This is a genomic window from Chlamydophila parapsittaci (assembly GCF_006385615.1).
Classification (GTDB): domain Bacteria; phylum Chlamydiota; class Chlamydiia; order Chlamydiales; family Chlamydiaceae; genus Chlamydia; species Chlamydia psittaci.
The window spans coordinates 190,354-212,009 of sequence record NZ_CP041038.1; the positions used below are offsets into that span (position 1 = coordinate 190,354).

Here is a 21,656-nt window from a genome sequence, read left to right on the forward strand (position 1 = left end):
TTTTTCTTCATTAAGGTTCGCATGACATAGAGAGGAAGTAAGGTCTGTGGGCTTTAGTATTCCCCAAGAAAGGATTTCTGAAAATGAGGCTCAAGGAAGTTGTCTTCTTTCTGGTAGGCTTCCTATCTCTTCCTCCGCCTTGGGTATTCTTGTCAGCATAACTGCAATTTTTGCTACGGCGGCAGTTACCTCCCTAAGCTTAACTTGTTCTCCGCAAATCCTTGTAATCGTAACAGCATTAGTCTCCGCTGTCCTTGCTATCCTATGCTTCGTGCAAATTGTTTTTCACATTCATGGTAAGAAAACATCCACTCTAAAACTGACAAACGATGAGTCACAACCCCAGGCTACCCAGTTACCCGAAATCTCTACAGCTCCTCAACTCGCAAACGCAGTATTTGATGAATTACAACAAAGGCTGTCTAGAGAATCAGATTTAGAGACTATAGAATACATCACACATGTTAAAGCTAATGAGTTCATTACAGATAAAGATGAGTGGCGGCGTGTTTTCTTAAAGAATCCTCTATTTTTACTACAAAGCGCCCTCTCTTCATGGAAAGTTGTCGACAAGCAAAACGAATATGTTGTCCTCTCTAAAGATTATATAGGATTTCGTCTTGTCCTTGCGGAATATGATTTTGAGGAACTTGAATCAGAGGCTTTCATTGCCCAACAACCACAACGCTGTTACATACATCAAGTTTGTCAAACCGATTTACCCGAAGAAATTCACAACAATCGCGTCATAAGAACACAGCTGCAAGATTTAACTTATGTACTTCCTATTGTTCCTAATTTCGTCACAGCCCGTGAAAGCACCAATCCGAATAGCACAAAAGATGCTGATTCAGTTCTCTATGAAATTTTTAAAACTTTCTTCATAAACTACTATGTAGCTTTAAATAGCTCTGTTACTCACAACAAAATAATCACACTACAGTTATTACACTCCGGCTATCCTGACCCCAGAGCCCGTCTGCTGGAAACTCTTGCTTTACTCTGCGCCATTGAACAAATGCGTTATACACAAACTCCCCAAACACACGCTGTTCAGCGAACCAGAACAGTAGAGACTCCTCCTCCCCAAACCTCAGAACACAAACAGAGCTCTACATATTTTACTTATGGATCTAGAGAAGCTTCTATACATACACCTACAGCAGATAAGTATGCATCTCCCTATGGTCAATTGCGATCTTTCCAACCTCAATCTCATCTGCAAACGGTATTGAATACACGAGATTCACACGCAACTGCTCCTGAAAATACAAGAAGCATTCCCACCCCCAATTTTGATGAAGTGCAAACCTTCTTAGTTAATCAAAGTGGAGAACGCGACATACCTTTAGATCCCAATCAGACTTCTGTCTATATTCTATCTCCAGAAGATTATTGGAAAATATTTGTAACAAAAGACACGACATCATTCCCAAGAGAATCATCTCCATTTGGTCTCCTTTCTCATTCTCAAGGAAGCCAAGAAAACTCCATGTTCAATCTGAATCTGGGGCGCTTCATGGAAACACAATTTATGATCGTAGCCAACCTAACGCAGGCTGAAATTCATAATCTCAGCAGCCTCTGTAAGGAAACAAATCCTAGACAATCTCAGAACAATACAGATGAATAACTTTGAGTCACGCTGTGGCTAATGTGGAATGATGAAGTAGGCGTGACAAAAGAGAGGCTCGGTACTGATGCAAAACTGACGTATCTGCTGATAAAAGCTCGCGCGCCTTTACCACATTCTCCTCCGGCATTTGACAGTGCTCAGGAAGATACTCTATATGCAATCCAGAAAGGATAACCAAACCTTTTTCTAAACGTCGGGAAATAATCGCGGCAGGTTGGTTGGGGAGATCTTCATAACGTGCTTCCACGCAAATTTCTTGGTACGTATCCGCATGTTCAAAATAGGGGCCACCATTAAATAAAGCCCACCCAGGCATAGGAAAATTCGAGAAAAGTAAGGGGGCGGCACGAACACCTACGGGACTGGTATAAGAAAACACTTGATTATACGCCGGGCCTACAGCTCTACCGGGGAAAAAACCCAATCCTCTATCCGCTTGATAAAGAGAGGCGTCTGGCTCACGAAAACTCAATCTCTTACACGCAAAGTAGGCTCCTGCACAAATCCCTAAATAACTGCCCCCCTCACGAATATAATTATCAATTCTTGCTGTTCCTAAACCATGAAGGATCTTATGATAAGGACGATCTGCACCCCCAGGGATAACTAATAACCTCGCAGAGAGCTCCCATAAAGGATCATAAAGAAGAAATCTCCCATTTACACGACAAATTTCTAGGTTTTCCTCAGTAGGGAGGCTATTTCTTAACCAACGCATCAGATGACGCAAATAATAGGGGGAGACGCCCTCATCAGAGTAAACGAGTATTTTTGTTCTCATAAAAAATAAACTAAGGATTAGTACTTGGAATAGAATCACTCAAATATTATAAAGTGTTTAATCCATTAAAATGTTATTTCTGGTAAAATATTTATTTTATTGCCTATAAAACTACGTTATTTTTGCAAAGACACCTATGTTTGTTAATAATTCTCAAACAAAACAATCACGTAATTTTGCTCTAGGACTATTCCACAGCCTTTTGGCGTGCCTTTACTGGGGAATTGTGTTCGTCATTCCTAATTTGTTAGAATCTTTTCAAGAATTAGATATTGTCTTAACCCGTTATACCATTTTTGGGCTTTTTTCTCTGTTACCCGTTCTGTGGAAGCGACAAAATATCTTTAAAAATACCACTTTGAATATTTGGGGGCAAAGCTTCCTCTGGGCTTTCCTTGTCAATGTAGTGTACTATTTTGGTATAGCCCTAGCTATCCGTTATGTAGGAGCCGCAATAACCATTATTATCGCTGGATTAGCACCCATAGCCGTTCTCTTCCACTCAAATATAAAGAAAAAAGAGCTTTCCTACCCCCTACTTTCTGCCATTAGTTGTGTGATATTCTTAGGAGTCGTGCTCACCAACCTCTCAGAGTTTCATGCTACGACAGCTACAAACCCCCCACAGTATTTCCTAGGCCTTGCCTGTGTCATCATCTCCACAGGAATCTGGGTTGCCTACATTATTTGCAATTATGACTTTTTGCTAAAAAATCCTAACATTTCCCCAGAATTATGGTGCACCATGTTGGGAGTATCTTCATTGGCTATCTGCCTGCCTTTGATTGTCATTTTGGATTGTCTGAACATTACACACGTAGCTCATAATTTCCTTACACATACCCCCGTATCGGAACGATTGCTCTTTATCCTTCTATGTTCAGCCATGGGGATATTGTCCTCATCTCGAGCCATTCTCTCATGGAATAAGGCAAGCCTGCATCTATCCCCCGCTCTTTTAGGAGCCATATTGATCTTCGAACCCATATTTGGTTTAACTTTATCCTATCTTTACGAAAGGAGCCTTCCCTCCCTACAGGAAGGGATCGGGATTTTCCTTATGCTAGGAGGAAGCTTAGTCTGTTTGATTCTGTTCGGGAAAAAAACAAGTCAAAAAGAAGCAGAAAACAACAAAGCTCTTCCCTTTGTTGATTAACCAAGTTGTATACTCATGGTGCGTAATATATTTTCTTATGATAACAATCTTTTACAGCAAGAAGTCTTTTCTGCTTCTAAAAGTAAAAGCAAATCTTCAAAAATACTCATCGAATAAAAAATTTATCTTCAGCTAAACTCACCTTACTATCTTAATCAATAAAACTTGATGAAGATTAAATCACAACCTCGCGTTTGAAAGTGTAAAACAAAAAACTTCACCATCTGGATTCTGGGTGAAGAAGAAACTGTATAAGTGTTCTTATGGACACATTGGAAATACTAGTGTATAGGTGTCTTTTGTTGTTACGCTTAAATGCCAGAGAGTTTTCGCATCTCCTATAGATAAAAATATTGGAGAAGGGTAACTAGCGTTCCCCAGGAGGCAAGCACCTTGAAAAAAGTTACACCCCCAGATTCCAGAAAATATAAGCGTGGGAATATGTCAGTTCATTCTCCTGGGACACCCACCCCTCGAAATTAGATTTAAGAATTCTATGGAGAAAATTTCCGGAAAATTAGAAAGCGTGCTTTTTGAAGATCATGATTCAAAGGAAACTGCTGCACGTATGAGAATACCCTATAAGGGTACCATGATCGTTATCAAAGGACAATTCCCCGATTCTTTTTTACAGCTCGGTATGCAACTACATGTATACGGAAAGTGGTCAGAAAATCCCAACCTAGGGAAGTACTTCCAAGTCTATAGTTGTGATTCTCAAGAAATGCGGGATAATCGCGGGATAATCAACTACCTTACCTCTAAACTTATCAAAGGCATTGGGCCAAAAATCACAGAAAAAATCATCGAGAAATTCCGAAATGACACCGCAGATATCCTCGATAATCAACCCGAAAGATTAATAGAAATCCCCGGGATTAGCCAAACACGCTGTGATAGTCTCTGTGAACAACTCCGCGAGCAAAAAAATCTTAGGACTACTCTACTCTTCCTACAACAGTACAACATTGCGATTCATTACGGTGTAAAAATCTATAAGAAGTATAAAGAGAACTCTATAGAAAAAATATGTGAAGATCCTTTTCTTCTTGCTAGAGAAATGGAGGGCATCGGATTTAAAACTGCTGATCTTATAGCAACACGTCTTGGCGTGCCTTTAAACTCACAAAGCCGATTATGTGCCGGAATACAATATTCCCTAGAAGAACTCCAAGAAGACGGTCATACTTGCTACCCCTTACAAAGTCTGGCGCAGTTAGTAGAGAAACTACTCAATCAAGATATTCCAGAAAAACTCATACGCATTGAAGAAATCATTTCTCAAGTGTACATCATGCAAGAGAAAAATCTTCTTCATATCGAAGAGTTAGAAAACACCCCCTACGTGTGGGTAAAACATATTTACCTAGCAGAAAAAACAGTAGTTTCTGATTTAAAACGTATTTTATTTTCCTCAAGGAAAATCCGCCCTATAGATAGCGATAAAGCCATTCAATGGGTTGAGGAAAACTTAAGTATACATTTAGAGCAAAACCAGAAAGAAGCTATTCGTGCGTGTTTTTCAGAAAAAATTCATATTATTACTGGAGGACCAGGAACAGGGAAAAGTACCATCACTAAGGCTATACTCAAGATATTTGAGCAAGTGACTTATAAAATCATTTTAGCAGCTCCTACAGGAAAAGCTGCAAAACGCATGACAGAAATTACTGGAAAACACTCGGTAACTATCCATGCACTATTACAATATGATTTTAAAACACGGTCTTTTCGTAAGAACTACGAAAACCCTATAGATTGCGATCTCATCATTGTCGATGAATCTGGAATGATGGATACCTATCTTTTATATCATTTCTTAAAAGCTCTTCCTGATCATGTGATCGTTATATTCATTGGAGATGTACACCAACTTCCTAGTATCGGCCCTGGCAATATCCTAAAAGATATTATCAATTCTAAAAAGATTACCGTGACTAAGCTCAATAAGATTTTCCGTCAGGTCCACGACTCTAACATCATTATCAATGCTCATAAAGTCAATGAAGGTGAGTTTCCTGTCCTATATTCTGAATCAGGCCGGAAAGATTTCTTATTTTTCCAAAAGGAAGATCCTCAAGAAGCTGTAGACCATATTGTCCATCTAGTGACACAGTTCATCCCTAAGAAATACCATATCTATCCCAAAGATATTCAAATTCTTGCGCCCATGAAAAAGGGGGTCTTAGGAATTCATAATCTTAATCGAGTCCTAAAATCCGCTTTAAATCCTAAGCAGGCAACTCTCCACGGGAGGTTTCATTCCTATGCTGTAGGAGATAAGGTTATGCAAATCCGCAACAACTACAATAAAGAAATATTTAATGGAGATATTGGGTATATCTCTATGATTAACTTTGAAAATAAACGCGTTGTAGTGAATATGGAAGGAAAGTATGTCGTCTATTCCTTCTCAGAGCTTGATGATTTGGTTTTAGCCTATGCTACCTCAGTGCATAAATACCAAGGAAGTGAAAGTCCGTGTATTATCCTCCCTATACACACTTCACATTTTATGATGCTTTACAGGAATCTGCTCTACACGGCCATCACGAGAGGAAAACAACTCGTAGTCTTAGTCGGAACGAAAAAAGCCATTGCTATAGCCACAAGAAATGATAAGGCACAACACCGCTGTACGGGACTCTTGCAAGCTCTTGAACAACTTACTCAGCCCCAATATCAGAAACATTATCATTAAATGAAAATAGACTAGTCCACGATCGTAAATAATAACTGAGGAGTTGTTAAGGAAAATACCTCTTCAGAAAAGTTCAAAAACTCTATGTTCCAAAGATCCATAACTCGATCCTTATCCAGACTCTCCAGTTTTAAAGATTTTGGAGAAAGCATACGCCATATTTCCCAAGCTGTTCCTGGAATAATGGGATAAGAAATCAATGCCAATAACTTTTGACAGTAACATGCACAAAAGAGTATGGCCTCTACACGATGGGTAAAACCTTCTTTCAGCAGCTTCCACGGCGCCTGATCATTAAAGTATACATTTCCTAATGCTGCTAACTCCATAATTGCACAGCATGCCTTACGTAAGCTGTACTTACTATAATGCTCCTGAGCATCTCGAACGATCTTCTGTGCATGATCTAAGAACTTTCTATCTTGATCTTCTAAGAGATCTGTTGAATATGCTAGTTCCTTGAACCCATTTTTCTCAGCAAATGCAAGAACTCTATTAATAAAATTCCCGAACTTGCCTACAAGCTCTGAATTACATCGAGTTTTAAAATCTATAAAGGTAAATTCGCTATCAGATGTCTCTGGAGCTGTTGCTGCTAAAACATAACGTAGTTTATCAAGAGAATACGTATCCAAAAAAGAATCGATATCTACATAATTCCCTTCGGACTTACTAAACTGGTAGCCTTCAAGCAGATAGAACTCAGAAGACACTAAAGCATCCATCTTCTTGTAGGGGATACTCTGACCTAATTCCATACCTGGAAATATTGCCGCATGGAAAGGAATATTATCCTTGCCGATAAACTGCACATACTCTGTAGACTCTTCCAACCAAAAATCTTTCCAAGCATCAGGATTACTCAGAGATGCAGCCCAATCCATAGTTCCGCTAACATAGCCAATTGGAGCATCAAACCATACATAAAATACCTTGTTAGGAAAATCCGGAACGGGAATTCCCCAAGATAAATCTCTGGTAATCGCGCGTGGGCGTAAATTCTTTATATAATCTGTAACAAACTTACGAACATGTTCTGGTAAATAACACGTATCGATATATGCCAATAAAGGATCCACCATACGTTCTAAATGCAGAAACGCATGTTCAGTTTCTTTAAGAACAAGTTGAGATCCTGATAATTTAGATCGCGGATTAACTAAATCTGTAGCCTCATAGTCAGCGCCACATTTTTGACACTCATCACCACGAGCTCCATCAAATCCACATTTAGGACACGTGCCCTCTACGTAACGATCAGCAAGAAAACGGTTTTCTTCTTCAGAATATAACTGAAGAGAGATTTGATTTTCGATCAGACCTTTGGATTTCAATTCTTTATAAAAATCTTGGACCAGATCTTTATGAAAAGGGTTTGTAGTACGCGAGAAGAAATCTATCGAAATCCCTAACTTATCAAAAGTATCCTTATGTATCTTATGATACATATCCACATACTCTTGGTATCCCATACCTGCGCGTTCTGCATTCAATGTGATCGCTATTCCGTACTCGTCAGAACCACAAATATAAAGAACATCATCCCCTAACAATCTACGAAATCTCGCATAGACATCAGCGGGTAAGTAGGCTCCAGCTATATGTCCAAAGTGCAAAGGTCCATTTGCATAGGGTAATGCCGAGGTAATTAAGACACGTGAAGGCATTATTTCACGTCACTCCATGTATAAGCGGAAGGGTCTTTTCTTCTTCCTGAAGTACCACCTTCTCGTTTTTTCTCAGTAGTTGGAGTAGACACATGTTCGGTATCTTCTTCTATATAATCCGCTTGTACGCCTTCTTTTTCTAATAAAACTAAAGCTTCAATAGCAGCATTAGAAGAACGCACATCACCTTTTGCTATCCTAATTTTTGCCTGCTTAATCGCGTAATTCACTAAATTAAACGGGCTGTCAAACAACTGGTTTAACTTTTCATTGGTTAAACGATCTTTGTTAGTCATAATACGTTCCTATGTTCTTCTGCTATAAAAATACTTTTCAAAACCTCGTAAGATTTCTCCAAATCATCATTGATAATGACGTATTCAAATTTATTAGCCGCAGCTTGTTCAATAAGACTATGCTGCAACCGCTCTTGTCTTTGAGTATCTTGTTCTGATCCTCTTTGTTTTAGACGCCTTTCTAGCTCTTCCTGAGATGGCGCAGAAATAAAAATCGTCACTGTGGGAATTTTACTCCGCAAGACCAAAGCTCCTTCCACGTCAATAACCGCAACCGCGTGTCTCCCAGATTTCCAAATTTCATCAATCCCTAAACGACTCGTTCCGTAATACTCTCCAAAAAGTGCTACCCACTCAAGAAAATCATCATTGTCTAAGCGTCGTTGAAACTCCTCTTGAGAAACAAACTGATAATCTACTCCAGGAACTTCTTCAGGACGAGGTGCTCGTGTTGTAAGTGATAAAGTCTTCTGAAAAGAATCTGGAAATTCTTGAGCCAACATACGTACTAGCGTTGTTTTCCCAGCTCCAGCAGGAGCACTAATAGTAAATAATTTTGGTACGCATAGGGGATGATCGGGAGAAAAAGGAACACGAACTTTATCTTTCATAAACTATTAGAATACCTGCCTCACAGGAGCAAAACTTTTTCTATGACAATCACAAGGGCCAAAAGCCTTCAATGCCGCTAAATGAGCGGCTGTACCGTATCCCTTATGCTTATCAAAGCCATAATTAGGATAAAGCTGATGAAGCTCCCGCATTAAATCATCTCTATATTCTTTAGCTATAATCGATGCCGCAGCTATAGATGCAGACTTGGAATCTCCTTGAATAATCTTCTTACACGGAATCTTATGGGGTAGATGCAAACCATCCACTAGAAGAAAATCGGGATGAATAGGTAGATTAGCTATAGCTACTGCCATAGCTTCCTTGGTTGCTTCAAGGATGTTAATCTCGTCTATTCTTTCTACAGAGACAACTCCAAGTCCATAATATACCTCAGGATCATTCACAAGAATATCGCGAATTTTGCCTCTTTCTTTAGGTGTGAGCTTTTTGCTATCGTTCACTCCGGCAAACACCTTGCCTCGAGGAAGAATACAAGCTGCTGCAACCACAGGCCCAGCTAGAGGGCCTCTACCGACCTCATCTATCCCAGCTATGAGAGAAAAACCTTCACGGAAAACTTCTTCTTCGAAGATAGTTTTAGATAGAAACAGCTGTTCTGCATCCATAGCTAGCGTGTTCATAGATCGGTGTATCTTAAATAAAATGAGAAATCAGCTAAATTCAGTCGTTATAACTATTTCTTGGAAGATCTAGGACCAATATACTCTTTAACTTTAGCAGCTTTACCAGTTTTACCCTTCAAGTAGTACAGACGAGCACGAGAAACCTTACCGCGTTTCACTACTTCAATGCCAACAATCTTAGGACTATGAAGTAAAAAACTTTTTTCCATGCCTTCTCCGTAGGCTACCCGGTGTAAAGAAACCACTTCTCCAGCTCCTCCACCCTTACGAGCCATCACTGTACCTTGGAATGTCTGTGTTCGTTCTTTACCACCATCTACAATTTTTGTAGCTACACGAATGGTATCCCCAACACAAAAATCCGTAAGAATTTCTTTTCGAAGTTGTTCTTCTTGCAATTCCTTTATTAAGTTCCCCATATACTTCACCTACATTCTCTATTTCTATTCTGCCTGTTTGCAAGAGATAGCCCATAAATGGCCGTCAAAATCACGAACTAATCTCACCTCTCCACGATCGTCAGCTTGTTCTAGAGTGCCTCCAAGCATTTTCCATCGTCCTAAAAAACTAAAAAAGTCGTCTTTACAATCTAGTCGAAGCGACAAAAGGACTATATTTTTATTTTTTAATCCTACCTCTTGCAAATGTATTGTCATTTGCGTCTTCCCAGGGATCTGCAGTCTATCATTGACAGGTTGATTTAATCTAAACATCTTAGAATAAAATTTGCGCGACCGATTGAGGTCTTCAACCTCTAAAATTACCGCACTTTCCCCTTCTAGCACAGACTGTTGGAGATCAGACTCCTGCTGAGTTACTTCCTCGTTGTCCCGATCATAAAGATAACGGATATAGAGATCAGGACGTCTTTCTCTGGTTCTATCTAAACTTATTTGCTTTCTCCACTTGGAAATCGCTTGGTGATCCCCATGAAGAAGCACTTCAGGAACCTCGCGCCCTTCGAATATTCGAGGACGTGTATATTGAGGCCCCTCTAACAACCCGTTTTCCATAGAGTCCGCATCCGCACTCCCTTGATTCCCTAACACTCCGGGAATAAAGCGAGATAAAGCATCAATTACAACTAAAGCCGCGATGCCTCCGTTAGTTAAAACGTAATCCCCTATACTTATCTCTTCATCGACTTCACTTTCTAAGGCTCTTTCGTCAACACCTTCGTAATGCCCGCATAAGAATATCAAATGGGAGCATTTTGCTAATTCACGGCTCTTTTCTGCTGTTAAAAGCTTTCCTTGAGGAGAAAGATACACCACCTTAGAATCACTTCTTTTCACATGCCTTATTGCCTTTACTACAGGCTCAGCCATAAGAAGCATCCCATCATTATGAAAAGGAGCATCATCTACCTGCTTCCACTTACCCAATCCAAACTCTCGTATATCCCTGGATTGGATTTCTAACAGCCCTCTCTTAATAGCCCTCCCTAAAATACTCGAGCGCAAAGGACTATCAAAATACTCTGGGAATAAAGAAAGTATATCAATCTTCATCCCGAGACCAAAAAATTATTTAACGACATTTGTTTTGCTTCAGCTCTTTTTAAAGAACGACGCTGACGATAAGCACGGCGTTTTTGGCATACAGCAGCTTTACGAGCCATTTTCTTAGCCATTAATTCACAGTAAACTCCAGGAGCTCCTTGCTTAATCAAAACAGCAGCCTTCTCTGTAAGTTCGGCTCCCTGATTTAGCCAGTGAAAGATTCGCTCGCTTTTCAATTGATAATTCACTGTACTGTGAGGATCGTACCAACCCAATAATTCGATATATCTACCATCACGAGGAGACTCAACGTCAGCAAGTACTAGTCTATAGACTACGTGATTTCTTCGTCCTTGTTGTCGTAAACGAATTTTTAACGCCACAGGTTTCCTCCAGACATTTTCTTTTTCATTTGTTCTATTCTCTCTTTACTCATATTTTTAAAAAACTTTTTAGATTGCATCATACGCTTCCGGAATTGATTTACATCACCTAAAGTCAATCCACAACCCGATGCTATTCTTTTCATGCGACTCATATCTAAATCGACTTCTTCTTTTCTCTCTTGAGGAGTCATAGAAAGAATGATCGCTTCTGTTTTTTTCATATGCTCTTCGGAATCCGCTATCTCTTTATCGCTAGGTTTAGCGCCACCAAAACTTGGCATCATTCCCATGAGTTTTCTAAGTGGACCCATGCGTCGAAACGCCTTAATCTGCTTATAATAATCTTCATAAGTAAAGGTCGATTCTATTAGCTTCTTCCCGAGTTCTTCGTCTTCTTCTTCAGAAATACATTCACGCATTTTTTGTACAAAATGCACGGTATCTCCCATACCTAAAATGCGATCCGCCATCGATTCCGCATTAAAAGGTCGAAGATCTTGTATTCTCTCACCGCATCCCTCAAATTTTATTGGTTTCCCCAATAAACTTTTCATAGATAATACGGCGCCGGCGCGAGCATCACCGTCTGTCATGGAGATAATCACTCCAGTCAAGTCTAAATAATTATCAAAGGCTTTTGCTGTAGAAACAGCGTCCTGTCCCATCGCTAAATTCATAACAAAAAGCCTTTCACATGCATGAGATACTTTTTGTATGGAGGCTAATTCTTCCATTAACACTTCATCAACATGCAAACGACCTGCTGTATCAATCAAAACAAGATCATGCCCTTCCTGTTTAGCGTAATCTAGAGCCTGAGAAACCACTTTTACAGGATCTTGTCCTTCGCTATTGTAAAGCTCAGCTTTAGTTTTTGAAATTAAGTTTCTCAATTGCTCTACTGCTGCAAAGCGTTTCAAGTCGCAGGGAACGACAAGCACTTTCTTTGCTTTACGTTCCTCTAAAACATAAGCTGCAAGCTTAGCGCAGGCCGTAGTTTTTCCTGTTCCTTGTAAGCCACAAAGTAAAATTACCCCAGGATTCCCAGAAGTATTTAAATCAGTTTTATCACCGAGTAGTTCTGTCAATTCTTCGTGTAAATACCGTATGAATTGTTGTCCGGGCGAAACATGTTTCCAGACTTCTTCTCCGAGAACTTTTTCCTTTACCTTGGCAATAAAACTTTTAACCACATGATAATTCACATCGGCGTCCAACAACGCCAATCGGACTTCCCGGATCGCTTCAGAGATATTTTCTTCAGTAATTCTACGTGAGGCAACCAGCGAAGAAAAAATTGAGGATAGTTTTTGCGATAAAGAACTGATCATCTACTGAGCAAAAATCAAGAATAATCTCATGAGGATACAGCATCACTTGCATGATTTTCAAGAAAAAAAATCCTATCGCATGCTGAGAGATCTTGGTGTATAGAACCACACACACCGTGATTTGCAAAAATTCTTTTTACTGCCTCTCCTTGACGATAACCAATTTCCAGCCAACCTACACCCCCGGGATGTAAAACAGCGTCTAAATCCCGAGCTATTCTTTCATAGAATTCCAATCCCGAACTGCCTCCCACCAAAGCTTTCCAGGGCTCATGACAACGAACTTCTGGATCTGTGCGCATAATTTCATCAAAAGAAAGGTAAGGAGGATTACAGACAAAAGCATCAGCTGGACAAGAAAAGGGGGCAAATAAGTCCCCTTCAAGAACGTCGACTTTTAGATTATTTTTAGAAGCATTGATTTTAGCTACAGCTACGGCTTTTGGACAAATGTCTGAAAGAACTACTTTAACATTTGGACAATACTTTTTTATAGATAATCCCAAACACCCACTACCACAACACACATCATAAAATGTTTGGATATGAGAATGCTGTGTTAAATATTGTATAATTTTTTCAGCGAGCAACTCTGTTTCCATTCTAGGGATCAGCACCCGAGAATCTACTTCTAGATCTAATTCTAAAAAACGTACACTACCATGAATATATGCTGTTGGAACACGTTCTGCTCTTTTCTGAATACGCATCCAATACATGTTTAGAGTATCGGAATTCAAACGTACGGATAATATTTGAGCTCTTGAAGTTATTCCAAGCAAATCCATCAAAATATCAACGGCTTCTCTATCTGAGAAAAGTACGCCACAATATTCTAAATAAGCAGCAGCTTCTTTAAGAATTTTCTTTGTTTCCATTTTGCAAAAGCTGGTGATAAGCATGGCTAACCAAAGCTGAGGTAATCGTATCCAAATCGCCTTCCATAACTTTATCTAAGCTATAAAGAGTCAGTCCTATTCTATGATCTGTCACGCGATTTTGTGAGAAATTATAAGTACGAATTCTTTCTGATCGATCTCCGCTACCCACTTGAGCCGACCGCATAGCCGAAGCTTCTTTATGACGGCGCTGCATTTCTGCATCACGTATACGTGCCTTCAAAATACGCATAGCCTTAGCTTTATTCTTATGCTGACTGCGTTCATCCTGGCAAGTAACAACAACGCCTGTGGGCAGGTGGGTGATTCTCACTGCAGAATCCGTAACATTGACGTGCTGTCCTCCAGCTCCCGAAGCTCTAAAGGTATCGATTTTTAAATCTTTTTCATCGATAAAAACTTCTTCATCATCTTCCGCAGGTTCTGGCAATACAGCAACAGTAATTGCAGAAGTATGCACACGACCTTGAGTTTCAGTTTCAGGGACCCTTTGAACACGGTGAGTTCCCGCTTCATACTGAAGTAAGCGCTTAACTCCAGTTCCTGAAATACCCATCACGTATTCTTTATATCCACCGATATCTGATTCGGAAGCGGAAAGTACTTCATACTTCCATCCTTTAGCAGACGCATATAGGTGATACATTCTTACGCAGTCCCCTACAAATAGAGCGGCTTCGTCTCCTCCTGTACCTGCACGTAATTCCATAATGACATTCAAATCGTCATCTGGATCGGGGGGGACCAATAAATTCTCTAAAATTTTATAGAGTTTATCAACCTCAGCTTTTCCCGATTGAATTCCCTCTTCTAGCATAGCTATCATCTCAGAATCTTTCTCCTGAGCTAAAGCTTGTTTATCATCACTCAGAATTTTTTCCTGAGCCACAACCCTATCATAGGTATTTTTTAACTCAGAAAGCCGTGCGTGCTCTTTACTTAAGAGGCTATACTCTTTGGGGTTATCAAAAATCTCTGGATTAGAGATTTTAGCTTCCACTTCCTCGAGACGTTTCAAATACTCTAGAATCTTTTTTTGCATGTATCACTTCTCAATCAAGAGTTCTTGGCATGATTCCAGCTAAGCATGCCAGGAGTTCTTAAGTTAATTTCTTAAATTATCTACCTGATGTAAGTAGGCCATCCCTTAATGAAAACATTCTATTATGGAGTCGCTATATCGTCGGATCAAACCCACTGTAAATAAAGCTTTTGATTACTTTATAAATTGGTACTTGGGTCATAGTTTTATCATATTTTGTCAATATGCGTCACTGCAAACAAAAAAAGGTTACTAATTACTCTATTTGTTGAATAACTATGAGCGTTCCCAACTAGGGCATTAAATGACAAAACACGTTTCAATACACCCTAATCACAGGGGAAATGACAACGTGTTTACAAAAACATTGAAGATGAAAAGAAGAAATTACTTCTTTTTCTTTACAGGGGCTTTTTTCTTAGCTTTAACTACAGGTGCTTCTTCAACAGCAGCCTGGGAGGGTTGTGCGGGCTTTACATTACTGTAACGCTTTAAGAATTTGTCTACTCGACCCTCAGCGTCTACTAATCTCTTACTTCCTGTGAAGAAAGGATGTGAAGCTGAAGAGACGCTCACGTAACATACAGGGTACTCTTGTCCTTCAAACACTTCCGTTTTATCGCTTTGATATGTAGATCCGCAAACAAATTTATATCCTGTAGAAGAGTCTACAAATAAAACTTGTTGATAGTTGGGATGGGTGTTCTTTTTCATATTGACAACTCCAAAATCACCATCTTATGGTATGTGGGTAACAACATCATGAAATACTAAGGGAAAAGAGTACAGTAATACTTTATGAAAAAGCAAGAAAAAACACGTTTATTTCCTCTATTCCAAAGACTTTTCATTCTAGTTATTTTCCTTTGTCCTTTTTCCGCTTTTTCTCAGTCTTCCCATTCTCTAAAAAAAAATTTGTTTCGTGCTCAAGCTGGAGATTACGCAGTCTTTAGCAAGGGGGGACAAAAGTTTTTTTTATTTGTAAAATCCATAGCAGAAGAGACTGTGTGGATAGAAATGACAGAGTTTCCACATTTGTCACAACAAGACCGTACCCTATTGAAAAATACCCCATGGAAAACTTTAATTAGTAGTCTACACTCACCCAGAAGAGTTTTTGTAATTTCTCTGTCAAATCAAGACTTGCGTATCTTCTCTTTAAATCTAAAAACGCAACAACTGCAGCAGATTCACACAGATGATCTGCCTCTGTTTTCCACGCTTGTACAACTTTCTTTAAACGAAGCTCCTGCGCATCTAATAAAGACACAGGGGAAAAATAACGACCCATGGTCCCCTAGAATTACTCTAGAAGGAAATTCTGCAGTTAAAATGCCTGTGCAAGCTTGGCATGCACATTGGCCCAAAGATTCTTCTATTTTATCAGAGAAAAACGTGCTTATGTATTTTACAGCCTGTGAGATCTCTGTTTTCCCTCTATGGACAAGTATAGAAACTCCCAAGGGTCCGGTTGTCTTACGAACTATTGATGTGGGTCATAATGCTATATCTCCATATTCCTACAGCATTCCCAAGATATAAAATCCTTTCCAAAACCCTGTCTGGATGCCTTCTATAGATTCAACTTTGAAAATCGAGAAATTCTTAAACTTATCTAGAAAATATTTTTGATTGAAAAATCTAATAGAGTAAAATGGCTATCATGGTTTTTGTTAGACGTGCGCATTTTAATTTTAATACTAGAATTAAATGTGTATGACTTTCGTCTACTCTAGGTGCGCTAAGTATGGCCACAATTCCGATTAGGGAAATTCCCTTTTCGAACCTCCATATATGGTTATGGAGAAATTCAAACTCAGAAAGTAATTAAGGGTTTCACTAGGCATCTTCATGAAAGATCGGTTTTCTTTAAATAAAAGTCGTCAGATACTTCACTCAACATATAAATTACTCAAAAGTAAAAAACTTGCTCAAGATCCCGACTCTAAACAAGAGCTACATAAGTTATTAGAACAACTTGAAGAAGCCATTTTTCAACAAGATCAGGAAGCAGCTAGTCAACTCGCACGGCAAGCTCAGCAATTCAGCAAGCGCTATCCCGCTTCTTTTGCAAAAAAATCATGGGAACTGACTAAAGCCATTCTTTTTGCTGCCTTAGCAGCTTTTCTTATTCGCCAATTTTGGTTTGAACTTTATGAAGTTCCCACAGGATCCATGCGTCCAACTATTTTAGAACAAGACCGGATGATTGTTTCTAAAACCACTTTCGGCTTACATTTCCCGTTTAAGAAAAAACCTTGGGGATTTCGTCCTGAAGCTGTTACTCGTGGAGGTCTTGTAGTCTTTACTGTTGGTGATCTTCCCATTTCCAACTCCGATACCAAGTATTTTGGATTCATTCCAGGGAAGAAACGTTATATTAAGCGCTGTATGGGGAAACCAGGCGACACCCTGTATTTTTACGGGGGTAAAATTTACGGCTTAGATAAAGAAGGTTCGGTTATTCATTTCCCCAATGATTTTGGTTTAGAGCATCTCTATCACGTTCCTTACATATCTTTTGATGGGTCAGTAGAGATCGTAAATAGCAACAAAACTACCGCTTATTTTAAACAAATGCACCAACCGTGTGGGAAACTTTCCTTGCCTCAAGAAGGTCCTTACGGCCAATTTTTCCATAAAGGTGTTTGGCACAATGATACCCCAAATGCATTAAAACAGCACCACGCTTCTCCGGTGAGTTATGCTGATCTGTTTGGTATGGGCAACTATGCTATGGTGCGCATTCTGACACATAAACAAGCGAGCTTATGTCATACGTTACCTAATGCAACAACGCAGGCATATTTAGAGATATCTCATACTCCAAACGTTTCCTATCCCACGCCAAATCTTCAGCATTATCACAATCAGATTGTTCCTACAATACAACCGATGAAAACGCTACTTCCCTTACGCCAGGAACATATTCACCTGATTAGGAATAATCTAACCACATCACGATTTGTGATTTCTGATGGTGTTGCTTATAAATACCAACCATTTGCAACAGATCCAGAGGGATCCGCTAAACTCTACGGTCTTCCTTTTCCCGGAGTAGATGATGGTTGTTATGAGTATTCCAAGGGAGAAGCTTACAAAATAGGTTTCGGAGGCATGCGTTATAAACTTAAACCTACGCATCCTTTAATGCAGTTAAATGATAACCAAGTAATTGATTTATTTAACTGTGGTGTTAATTTTAGTTCTTTCTTCATCCCGAAAAATCCTAAATACAATCCTTTGCCTAACCGTTATGCATTTTATAACCAGGGGAATCTTTATATTATGGACTCTCCTATTTTCATTAAAAATGATCCCGCTTTGCAAAAGTTTGTAGAATCTGAAAAAACAAAACAGGAAGAATCTTCAGAAGATCGTCCTTATATAGGCTTTATTGACAGAGGTCCTCCTCCTCAAGATCCAGAACAATTCGCAGAGTTTATTCACAATTTCGGAATACAAATTCCTGAGAACCACGTTTTGGTTTTAGGAGATAATTACCCTATGAGTGCTGATAGCAGAGAGTTTGGCTTTGTGCCTTTAGAAAACCTCTTAGGATCACCTTTATGGATTTTCTGGCCTTTGGGACATTTTGGACGTTTAAAAAATGTTCCCGCACCAACTACACTTCCGGGATATCTAGTTAATAGTCTGGCTTTAGGATTCTTTATTTGTATATTTGGGTACATGCGCTATCAACGACACCATCGTCTGTTCCCCAAGAATAATAAGAAAAAATAAAAAAGAAGACTCTCCTAACGGAGGGTCTTCTTTTCTCTATGTAGAAAGAATGTTAGAGCTTAATGTGGTCTAGCAGCTACTTCGATTGCGATAACTGTAGGATGACCGTTAATGTCCCATTCTTCTCCTTCGAGAATATCGACAAATTCCCATTGAGTAGTTAAAGTCTCCTCACAAATATAATCTACATAGTGTACAAACGCTTTTCTCACATCTTCTGATGTTTGTATTCGCAAGACAATACGATCAGAAACATGAAGTTTCTGATTACGACGCATAGTATTGATTTTATTCACCAATTCTCGAGAAATCGCCTCAACAATAAGCTCTTCAGTCAATTGACAATCAAGAACAACAGTAAACAACGAAGAACTACGAGCAACATAACCTGGATCGGTTTCCCAGGAAATCAATACATCATCCATATTTAAAATAAGCTCTTCAGAACCTAAATTAAGAGAGATATATTCCTGTTTTAACAACAGTTGTATTTGTTCTTGAGAAAGAGAAGCCAAAGCTTTTTGTATATCCTTGATCTTCTCTCCAACTCTTCTACCTAGAGACCGAAAGTTAGGTTTCACCGTTGTTTTTACAAAACTTGGTGCTTCCTTATAAAATACAATATTTTTGACATTCAGCTCTTCTGCAATAAGCTGCTCAAAAGAAGCTAACTCATCCAAACGATCTTTAGGACCTACTACATAGAAATTCGCCAAAGGTTGACGTACTTTTAACTTATGCTCTTTCCTTAAGGAATGCCCTAACCCGACAATCTCTCTAGCATCACCCATACGCTGTTCTAAATCTGGAAATACCTTAGCAAGGTCAACGTGTGGGAAATCACAAAGATGTACTGACTCCAAAGAGTTTTCTGTTTTTATCTGCTGGTATATATCTTCTGAGATGAAAGGAATGAAAGGAGCGATCACTCTACAGAAAACAGTCAGCACCTCATAGAGTGTTGCAAAAGCTGCTCTTCTATCTGGGGTATCTGCAGATTCCCAAAAACGTCGACGACAACGACGAATATACCAATTTGTTAGATCATCAATAAAAGTAACAAAAGGATTCACAGCGGTATTCAAATTGTAAGAGCTCATACTTTCACGAACCTTACCAACAACAGTATAAAGATTAGAGAGAATCCATTTATCAATTTCACTGTAACTAATCTCTTCTTTATCGTAATTGTTAGCATCAAAACCGTATAAATCCGTATAGGTTTTGAAAAATGATAATACATTTGTTAAAGGTAATAGAACTTGCTTGAGGACAGATTCAACACCTTTATCAGAAAAACGTAAATCTTCTGCTTTAACAACAACGCTATCCAATAAATACAACCGCAAAGCATCGGCGCCATAAGTATTCATTATGCTCATAGGGCTCGGATAGTTATTTAACCTCTTCGACATCTTATTGCCGTCTTCAGCTAAAACAATACCATTAACTATCGCATTCTTAAACGCAGGCTGATCGAATAAAGCTGCTGAAATAACAGTTAAAGTATAGAACCATCCTCGCGTCTGATCTAAACCTTCGGCAATAAAATCTGCAGGAAATCCAGATTCAGTAGCTTCTTGATTTTCAAAAGGATAATGATTCTGAGCATAAGGCATAGCTCCTGAATCAAACCAGCAGTCAAATACGTAAGGTACGCGATGGAATGACTTCCCATCTTTTTCAACTTTTAATTGGTCAACAAAATGACAATGTAGATCGGAAACCTTCTCTCCAGTGAGCTTCTCAAGCTCTTCTACAGAGCCTATAACTAAGATTTCTCCATCCTTACTTTTCCAAACAGGAATTGGTGTTCCCCAATAACGATTTCTACTAATGGCCCAATCTCTAGCTCCTTCCAACCACTTACCAAAACGTCCTGCTTTAATGTGTTCTGGCACCCAATGGATTTTTTTGTTCGCTTGCAACATTTTATCTTTGATCTTCTCAACGGAAACGAACCAAGAATTCACCGTTTTATAAATCAATGGTGTATCTGTTCTCCAGCAGAAAGGATACCGGTGCATTATCGTACCGTGATAAAACACCTTGCCTTGAGTTTTTAAAGACTTGATAATTCCCTTATCACAACTCTTAATGTATTGCCCTTGATATTCAGGTATCTCTTCAGTAAAACAGCCGTGATTATCTACAGGACAGACCATGGGAACACGGTGCTCTTTGCAGACAAAGAAATCTGCCTCACCGAACGCAGGAGCCATATGGACCACTCCCGTACCCTCGCTCTCCTCTACAAACGAGCCAGGAAGAATTTTATAAGCGCCTTCCGCACGTTTCTGCTCAAAAAAGTTAAAGGGTGGCTCATAGCTTTTCCCAATCAATGTTGTTCCTGGGAAACTTTCTATAACTTCATATGTATCGGGGTCGGAAAACCACCGCGATAGACATCCTTGCCCTAAAATCCATTGCTCACCGGAAACTTTATCAGCAACACGTACGTAAGTGATTTCAGGGTTCACAGCAACTGCCATATTCGACACTAACGTCCACGGTGTTGTGGTCCATACCAATAAAGACGCAGAATCCCCGTGTAAAGCAAACTTAATCACTACAGAAGGGTCATCAACTTCCTTGTAGTTTTGACCTGCTTCAAAATTTGATAGAGGTGTGCCCAACTTCGTAGAGAAGGGAACCACCTTAACACCTTCGTAAACTAACCCCTGATCATAAAGAGAACGGAATACCCACCAGACGCTTTCCATAAATGAGGCATCCATCGTTTTCCACGTAGCAGAAAAATCTACCCAGCGGCCTACACGATTTATATAATGCTCCCATTCATCAACGTAACGAAAAACAATTTTTCTGCACTCTTCGTTAAACCTAGCAACACCAAAATCCTCTATGGCCCCTGGAGTGGTAAGATTTAAAGATTTTTCTACTTCATACTCTACAGGAACACCATGACAATCCCAGCCGAATCTTCTAGGAACATAGTATCCATCCATAGTAGCAAAACGCCCAACAACGTCTTTAATTGTTCCAGCAAGAAGATGGCCATAATGAGGTAAACCTGTAGCAAATGGCGGGCCGTCATAAAAAGAATATAGGGTTCTCCCCTCTCTATTTTTTAATGATTTTTGAAAAATTTCTTGAGTTTTCCAAAAATTTAATATTCTTTCTTCTCTATTAGCAAGACTTTCCCTACTGCCTTCCCCTTCCGTATGCATATTGTATCCGTTGAGTGTGTTTTGATATAAAATCACTCTAAAAATAAAGATTTTTCAGGTTTTCG

Annotated in this window: 18 protein-coding genes; 5 read left to right on the forward strand and 13 right to left on the reverse strand. The window is 39.3% G+C overall.

Going from position 1 to position 21,656, the window contains the following annotated elements; translation table 11 throughout:
- The first annotated feature begins 46 nt into the window (after positions 1 to 46).
- Positions 47 to 1,633 carry a hypothetical protein gene (locus tag FI836_RS00795; RefSeq protein WP_014943904.1) on the forward strand — a complete coding sequence of 529 codons (1,587 nt, stop codon included), beginning with the start codon at positions 47 to 49 and terminating at the stop codon, positions 1,631 to 1,633.
- Between the two features lie 7 nt (positions 1,634 to 1,640).
- On the opposite strand, the gene FI836_RS00800 is transcribed toward FI836_RS00795, so the two are convergent.
- Positions 1,641 to 2,417: a BPL-N domain-containing protein gene (locus FI836_RS00800; protein WP_014943905.1), complete on the reverse strand. Its 777-nt coding sequence runs from the start codon at positions 2,415 to 2,417 to the stop codon at positions 1,641 to 1,643.
- A 136-nt stretch (positions 2,418 to 2,553) separates the two neighbouring features.
- On the opposite strand from FI836_RS00800, the gene FI836_RS00805 reads away from it, so the two are divergent.
- The gene (locus tag FI836_RS00805) at positions 2,554 to 3,573 is read left to right on the forward strand and encodes a DMT family transporter (RefSeq protein ID WP_013747382.1); all 1,020 of its coding nucleotides are present in this window, start codon (positions 2,554 to 2,556) and stop codon (positions 3,571 to 3,573) included.
- A 496-nt stretch (positions 3,574 to 4,069) separates the two neighbouring features.
- Complete coding sequence (recD2, locus tag FI836_RS00810) at positions 4,070 to 6,274, forward strand: SF1B family DNA helicase RecD2 (RefSeq protein ID WP_139934556.1); 2,205 nt, start codon at positions 4,070 to 4,072, stop codon at positions 6,272 to 6,274.
- Between the two features lie 11 nt (positions 6,275 to 6,285).
- On the opposite strand, the gene metG is transcribed toward recD2, so the two are convergent.
- From metG to FI836_RS00865, 11 genes are all read right to left on the reverse strand, one after another.
- Positions 6,286 to 7,941, reverse strand: a complete 1,656-nt coding sequence (gene metG / locus FI836_RS00815) for a methionine--tRNA ligase (protein WP_014943907.1) — start codon at positions 7,939 to 7,941, stop codon at positions 6,286 to 6,288.
- Positions 7,941 to 8,237, reverse strand: coding sequence for a hypothetical protein (locus FI836_RS00820; protein WP_006343318.1), 297 nt, complete (start codon positions 8,235 to 8,237; stop codon positions 7,941 to 7,943). The genes metG and FI836_RS00820 overlap by 1 nt, the downstream gene beginning before the upstream one ends.
- The gene (gmk, locus tag FI836_RS00825) at positions 8,234 to 8,848 is read right to left on the reverse strand and encodes a guanylate kinase (RefSeq protein WP_006343319.1); all 615 of its coding nucleotides are present in this window, start codon (positions 8,846 to 8,848) and stop codon (positions 8,234 to 8,236) included. The genes FI836_RS00820 and gmk overlap by 4 nt, the downstream gene beginning before the upstream one ends.
- Positions 8,849 to 8,854: 6 nt before the next feature.
- A complete protein-coding gene (locus tag FI836_RS00830; RefSeq protein WP_006343320.1) occupies positions 8,855 to 9,493 on the reverse strand; it encodes a ribonuclease HII in 639 nt (212 codons plus the stop codon).
- A 53-nt stretch (positions 9,494 to 9,546) separates the two neighbouring features.
- Positions 9,547 to 9,915: a 50S ribosomal protein L19 gene (gene rplS, locus FI836_RS00835; RefSeq protein ID WP_006343321.1), complete on the reverse strand. Its 369-nt coding sequence runs from the start codon at positions 9,913 to 9,915 to the stop codon at positions 9,547 to 9,549.
- Between the two features lie 24 nt (positions 9,916 to 9,939).
- Complete coding sequence (gene trmD / locus FI836_RS00840) at positions 9,940 to 11,007, reverse strand: tRNA (guanosine(37)-N1)-methyltransferase TrmD (protein ID WP_006343322.1); 1,068 nt, start codon at positions 11,005 to 11,007, stop codon at positions 9,940 to 9,942.
- Complete coding sequence (locus FI836_RS00845; protein ID WP_014943908.1) at positions 11,004 to 11,381, reverse strand: 30S ribosomal protein S16; 378 nt, start codon at positions 11,379 to 11,381, stop codon at positions 11,004 to 11,006. Before FI836_RS00845 ends, trmD begins: the two co-directional genes overlap by 4 nt.
- Positions 11,372 to 12,715, reverse strand: a complete 1,344-nt coding sequence (gene ffh, locus FI836_RS00850) for a signal recognition particle protein (protein WP_014943909.1) — start codon at positions 12,713 to 12,715, stop codon at positions 11,372 to 11,374. The genes FI836_RS00845 and ffh overlap by 10 nt, the downstream gene beginning before the upstream one ends.
- 26 nt (positions 12,716 to 12,741) lie before the next feature.
- Positions 12,742 to 13,593 carry a peptide chain release factor N(5)-glutamine methyltransferase gene (gene prmC, locus FI836_RS00855; RefSeq protein ID WP_006343325.1) on the reverse strand — a complete coding sequence of 284 codons (852 nt, stop codon included), beginning with the start codon at positions 13,591 to 13,593 and terminating at the stop codon, positions 12,742 to 12,744.
- A complete protein-coding gene (gene prfA, locus FI836_RS00860; protein WP_014943910.1) occupies positions 13,571 to 14,656 on the reverse strand; it encodes a peptide chain release factor 1 in 1,086 nt (361 codons plus the stop codon). Before prfA ends, prmC begins: the two co-directional genes overlap by 23 nt.
- Positions 14,657 to 15,043: 387 nt before the next feature.
- The gene (locus tag FI836_RS00865) at positions 15,044 to 15,370 is read right to left on the reverse strand and encodes a type B 50S ribosomal protein L31 (protein ID WP_006343327.1); all 327 of its coding nucleotides are present in this window, start codon (positions 15,368 to 15,370) and stop codon (positions 15,044 to 15,046) included.
- An 84-nt stretch (positions 15,371 to 15,454) separates the two neighbouring features.
- Between FI836_RS00865 and FI836_RS00870 the strand changes: the two genes are divergently transcribed.
- Both FI836_RS00870 and lepB read left to right on the forward strand, forming a co-directional pair.
- On the forward strand, positions 15,455 to 16,198 hold the full coding sequence (locus FI836_RS00870; protein WP_014943911.1) for a hypothetical protein: 744 nt from the start codon (positions 15,455 to 15,457) through the stop codon (positions 16,196 to 16,198).
- A gap of 309 nt (positions 16,199 to 16,507) precedes the next feature.
- On the forward strand, positions 16,508 to 18,400 hold the full coding sequence (gene lepB, locus FI836_RS00875) for a signal peptidase I (protein ID WP_006343329.1): 1,893 nt from the start codon (positions 16,508 to 16,510) through the stop codon (positions 18,398 to 18,400).
- A 59-nt stretch (positions 18,401 to 18,459) separates the two neighbouring features.
- Here the strand turns inward: lepB and ileS are convergent, their stop codons facing one another.
- Complete coding sequence (ileS, locus tag FI836_RS00880) at positions 18,460 to 21,591, reverse strand: isoleucine--tRNA ligase (protein ID WP_014943912.1); 3,132 nt, start codon at positions 21,589 to 21,591, stop codon at positions 18,460 to 18,462.
- Between the last annotated feature and the right edge of the window lie 65 nt (positions 21,592 to 21,656).